The organism is Frankia sp. CeRuru1, assembly GCF_977966315.1.
Map to the genome: position 1 here is coordinate 6785 of NZ_CDWWEW010000142.1, position 5350 is coordinate 12134.

Genomic DNA, 5350 nt, shown 5'->3' on the forward strand with positions numbered 1-5350 from the left:
GAGTACGACGCTGCCCGCGGTGTCGGGAGCCCGCCGGTCCGACAGGGCGACGGCCGGCGAGAGCACGGCCGCGGCGTTCCATCCCGTCCTGCCGCCCTTGGCGGACAAGGTCAGGTAGAGCCGCTCGGCGCGTTCGCTGCGGAACATGTACGTCTGCCGAATGACCTCGAGCCCGACATCGTCGAGCAGCTTGGCGAGATGGTCGCCGGAATAGGTGTGCCTGACGTGGTAGCGCTCGCGGTGCCGGTCGAACAGATCCGGCCAGGACGCCGCCCGGGTGAGGGCGTCGGCAGACATCACCAGGTCGCCACCCGGACGCAGCACCCGCGCCATCTCGGCAAGCGCGGCCGGCCCATCGTCGAAGTGCTCGATGGCGCAGACCGACATGACGACGTCGAACGTGGCCGCGGCGAACGGCAGCGCCAAGGCGTCCCCCTCGACGAGCCCGGGATGCCCGCGCAGCCGGCGACCGAACTGCAGCTTGTGCCGGGCGAGGTCGAGGCACACCGCCCGAGCCCCGCGACGGACGGCCTGGCCGGCCCAGTAGCCGTCACCGCCGGCCACATCGAGCAGGGTGCGCCCGGCCAGTTCCCCCGCCCACGACAGCAGGGTGCCGACCTCCCGGCGACGCATGACATGTACCTGATGGCCCACGAAGGCGAGGGCGTCGTCCCGCACCGGGCTCACAGGTCGGCCCCGCCCGTCCGGTCAGCCCGGCCCATCCGGTCAGCCTTGCTCATTCCAGTCCGCCTTCCGAGTCCACGATTCACGCGTGGTCCACGATCCATGGATGGGCCGTGACCCATGGATGGGCCGTGACTCGCGCATACGCCACGGCTCAGGTGTGCCCAAGCGCGCCCAACGTCACATCAAGGTAACGCTCCCACGCCCCGTCGATGTCCGGCGGTATGACCTTCGAGCGCAGCCCGGCGAGCACGCCGGGCTCGTAGAGCCGCCGCAGCGCCACCGCCAGCGCCTCCGCGTCGTCGGGCGGCACGAGTAGACCGTCCACACCGTCGCGGACCGTGGTGGCGAGTGTTCCCACCGTGGTCGCCACGACCGGCACGCCGTGCAGGTGCGCGAGATCGACGTTCTGCGACGCCGTTCCGGCCCGGTAGGGAAGCACCAGGGCGTCGGCACCGGCGAACAGCGCGGGCACCTCCGCCGCGTCGACATAGCCCGACCGCAGGTCCACCCGGGTGGCCAGGCCGAGCTCCTCGACCAGCCGGGCGGTCTCCCCCGTCCCGCCCCAGAACTCGCCGGCGACGGTGAGACGGACGTCCGCCGGCCCGCGGGCCAACGCCCGCAGCAGGACGTCCAGTCCCTTGTACGGCCGCACCAGCCCGAAGAACAGCAGATTGCGCCGGGTGACGTCGGCGGATGGCCCACCGCGGCCGGCGGCCGGCCCGGGCGGCGAGGACGGCAGACCCGAGGAGGACGGACCCGAGGAGGACGGACCCGAGGACGGCAGACGCGAGGACCACAGGTGCGTGGCCATCTCGGCCACCAGGACCGGAGCGGGGGTGAGGCACGCGGCGAGCTCCGCCTGGGCCGGCGTATGGACGAGAACAGCCGACGACCGGCGCAGCACCGCACTGGTCAGCGGTTCGTCCACGGCCCGGCGCTCGTGCGGCAGGACGTTGTGGCAGAGTGCCACGACCGTGGGACCCGCGCCTCCGGAACCCGCTCGCCCGGAACCCGTGCCCCGGCCGCGCAGCCCCCGGGCCCGCAGCCCCGGGGCCCGCAGTGCGCCGAGGACGCCCAGGTACGCCGGGGCCTGCACGGGAGTGACGACGACCAGGATCACCGCGTCGGCCTGCCGCCGCAGGCGCCTGCCGAGCCGGATCCACCCATCCGGTCTGCGCCACGACAACGGGTAGCGGGTGACCTCGAACGGCTCCATCTCGGGCTCGGCGACGCGCTGCACGCCGGGATAGAGCCGCGCGGGGTATTGCGCCGACCAGGACTCGACCGCCACCTCGTGGCCCCGCGCCGACAGCCGGTGCGCAAGCTCGGTGGTGTGCTGCGCGATCCCCCCCTTGTAGGGATGGGTCGGACCGACGATCGCGATGCGCACGCCGGTCAGGTGTCGCTGCGCGAGCGGGCCACCAGATCGCCGATCAAGGCCAGCACGACGATCTGGAAGCCGACCAGAATCGCCAGCAGCGTCGACGTCGCCACATGGAAGTCGTAGCGGATCACGTCCACGATCAGCTTGACAAAACCCAAACCCATGATCCACAGGGCGACCGGCATAAGAACCTTGATCGGATCGAAGTACATCACCATCCGCAGCACCTGAAGGATGTAACGCCGCGCGTCCCGGAAGGGATGGAACTTCGACGTTCCGGACCGTTTTGCGTAATCAATCGGGAGGTAATCCACCGGATGCTGGTTCGACAGGAAGGACATCGTGATCGTGGTGACGCAGGAGAAACCGGGGGGCAGTAGCCGCAGATAGGGCAGAGAAACGTCCCGGCGGAAGGCGCGAAGCCCGGAGTTGAGGTCGGGAATCTTCATGCCGGACAGCCGCTGGGCGATTATCCGGATGAACCATTTCGCCGGCACCCGGGCCCACTTGTGAGTGCCCTCCTCGGTGCGGCGCGCCCCGACGACCTGGTCGACGTCGAGGTTGTCGTCCAGGTAACGGACGAACTCCGGGATGCGCTCGTTCGGGTACGTCATGTCGGCGTCGGTCCAGACGACGATCTTGCCGCGGGCCTCCTGGGTCCCGATCCGGCGGGCCGTGCCGGAACCACCGTTGCGGCGGAACGGCATCACCCGCATGCACGGGAACCGCGGGGCCACCTCGCGCAGCACCGCGAGCGTGTTGTCAGTCGACTTGTCGTCGATCGCCAAGACTTCGTAGGAGTAACCGCTCCCGTCCATCGCGGCGGTGATGCGCTCGAGTTCGAGCACCACATGGTCCTGCTCGTTGTAGCAGGGCAGCACGATGGTCACGTAGGGGGTGTCCGGACCGGCGGCAGCGACGCCGTCCCCGGAAGCCGCCCGCACTGGGGTGCCGGCCTGCGGATGTTCAGGTCGGTGGATGGCGCTGACACTCACGTCGGTGTGGCTCCCGGTCGTCGTTCCGGCCCAGCGGCGTCCCGGGCCGGCGTCCTGGCGGCCCGACGTCGTCAGTTCCCGCCCCGATCGCCGGTCCGTGGCGATGGTGCACGCTCCGTCGAGGGCTCGCGCACGACTCTAGAGTGGCATGCCCGCCCCGGCGAGCCGACAGCCGGGCGGTCCCGGCCACCGGGGCAGCGCCTACTGTTGCTCCGTGGGTGCGTTCAGAAGTGATCTGCGGGAGTATGTGCGGCACGTTCGTTCGCTGCGGGCGGCGCAGGAGACCTCAGCCCGCTCGTTCGTGGCCGGGCTGCGTTACCCGCTCGCGTACAGGCAACCGATCTGGACCGGTTCCCCCACCGTGATCGAAGGCCGGGAACGCATCGAGTTCGCCGAGGGCGCAGCGCTGCGGGTGGGGCTCGGCGCGTTCGGACTGTCGACCCGGCGCGACACCTCGATCATCCGGGTGCATCCCGAGGGCCGCCTGCGCTGCGAAGGTGTCGTGTCGCTGCAGCGGGGCGTGCGGATCGTCGTCGACTCGGGCGTACTGGAACTCGGCCCCGGGGCGAACATCAACGGGTTCGCCAAGATCCTCGTGCGCGAACGCGTCTCGATCGGCGCCCGCTGCAACGTCTCGTGGGACACCCAGCTACTCGACAACGACTTCCATCCGATGGTCGTCGACGGCGTGGAGCAGCCGATGAGCGGGCCGATTGTGCTGGAGGACCGGGCCTGGATCGGCACGGGGGCTATCGTGCTCAAGGGCGTGACGGTCGGCGAGAGCGCCGTCGTCGCCGCGGGCTCGGTGGTGACCCGGGACGTGCCGCCCAAGGCCGTCGCCGCCGGATCCCCCGCGAAGATCGTCGGCCACATCGACTCCTGGCGCTGATCCGGCGCCCGGATCGCGCGCTCCGGACGTCGGGCCTCGGCTGCCCGCGTGCCACGCGGACAGCTCCGCGGCCACGCCTAAAACCGGAATCTTCGCCTCGCCCAAATCCGACAGATCCTGCTATTCGACAGATCCTGCTATCCGTGCTATCCGGCTGACTTTGCATCCGGATAGCCGAAGACATCCGCCTCGATCCCCCGATTCAATAACGGTGAACCAGCCCTCGAGCGGTCACGATGATGGTTGCAGGCTGTGACGTCGCCGGTCCGGGAACACCGCCGGTCCGGGAACACCGCCAGTCCGGGAACACCGCGACAACGGTCTGGATACCAGCCCGGAAGCACCCACACCACCGTGCGCGACCAGGGCTGACGGGAGGAGGGCACCCATGATGCCGACGGGGAATCGGGGATCCGTAGCATGACTCCACCTTCGTCCGATGGGACTCTGCCACTCGTGGGTGACTCTGTGGATTCGACCGCAACGGCCCGCGCCGACGCCGAGGCCGGCGGAGACGTGTTCCCGGTGGGGACGCGCTTCCGGCCGTGGGGGATTCTCCGCACCACCCCTGCGGCCATCTGGGTGATCACTCTGCTCTTCACCGCGCTGCTGGCCGGCTGGTCGGTGATGATGCCGCAGTACCATGCGCCCGACGAACCGAACCACGTGGACGCTGTGATGCGGCTCGTCGAGGGCAAGGGCTGGCCGCATCCGGGCCGTACGATCGTGACGCAGGGTGGCGTAGGGGCGATCATGGCCGCCCCCTATGGATCCAAGGAGCGGCCCCGCGACCTGTCCGCCGGCCCGTTCACCGCGGCCGACGCCGTCCCCCGCCACGATCGTCCCAGCTGGGAGGAGTTGGACCGGACGCCGGCGCCGAAGGGTGGCATCCAGCAGCTCGTGCAGCATCCCCCGCTGTACTACTGGGTTGACGCCATGATTCTCAAGGCCGTCCCCGGCGGTGGCGACCACCTGCGCTGGGACAAGATCATCGGGATCCTGCGCCTGGTCAGCGTGGCAATGGTCGCGCCGTTGCCGTTGCTCGCCTGGGCCGGGGCGAACCGGCTCAGCGGTGGCAGCCGGGTGGCGGGGATCTGTGCCGCCCTGGTACCGCTCGGGATCCCCCAGCTCACCCACATCGGATCCAGCGTCAACAACGACAACCTGCTGGTTCTGACCAGCGGCCTGGCCACGGTCTCGATCGTCTACGTGCTGCGCGGGGACACCTCCCTGCGCACCGCGGCCTGGACGGGGGTCTTCGTCGGCCTCGCCCTTCTGACGAAGTCACTGGCGATCATGCTGGTCCCCATGGCGGCGCTGGCCTACCTCGTCGCCTGGGGCCGGGCCCGACGCGACGCCCGGGCTCCGTGGGCGCGGGGACCAGCGGCCGCCGTG

General features: G+C 70.2%; 5 protein-coding genes. 2 read left to right on the top strand and 3 right to left on the bottom strand.

Annotated elements, in window-relative coordinates:
- The 3 genes from AC08OP_RS12265 to AC08OP_RS12275 all read right to left on the bottom strand — a co-directional run.
- A partial coding sequence (locus AC08OP_RS12265) for a class I SAM-dependent methyltransferase (protein ID WP_476614309.1) occupies positions 1–687 on the bottom strand: 687 nt, incomplete at its 3' end.
- A 151-nt stretch (positions 688–838) separates the two neighbouring features.
- Positions 839–2077, bottom strand: a complete 1239-nt coding sequence (locus tag AC08OP_RS12270) for a glycosyltransferase (protein WP_476614310.1) — start codon at positions 2075–2077, stop codon at positions 839–841.
- Positions 2078–2082: 5 nt separating this feature from the next.
- Positions 2083–3066: a glycosyltransferase family 2 protein gene (locus tag AC08OP_RS12275; protein WP_476614311.1), complete on the bottom strand. Its 984-nt coding sequence runs from the start codon at positions 3064–3066 to the stop codon at positions 2083–2085.
- Between the two features lie 214 nt (positions 3067–3280).
- Between AC08OP_RS12275 and AC08OP_RS12280 the strand changes: the two genes are divergently transcribed.
- Positions 3281–3955: an acyltransferase gene (locus AC08OP_RS12280; RefSeq protein ID WP_476614312.1), complete on the top strand. Its 675-nt coding sequence runs from the start codon at positions 3281–3283 to the stop codon at positions 3953–3955.
- Between the two features lie 420 nt (positions 3956–4375).
- Positions 4376–5350, top strand: a 975-nt coding sequence (locus AC08OP_RS12285) for an ArnT family glycosyltransferase (protein WP_476614313.1), incomplete at its 3' end; no start/stop codon positions are given.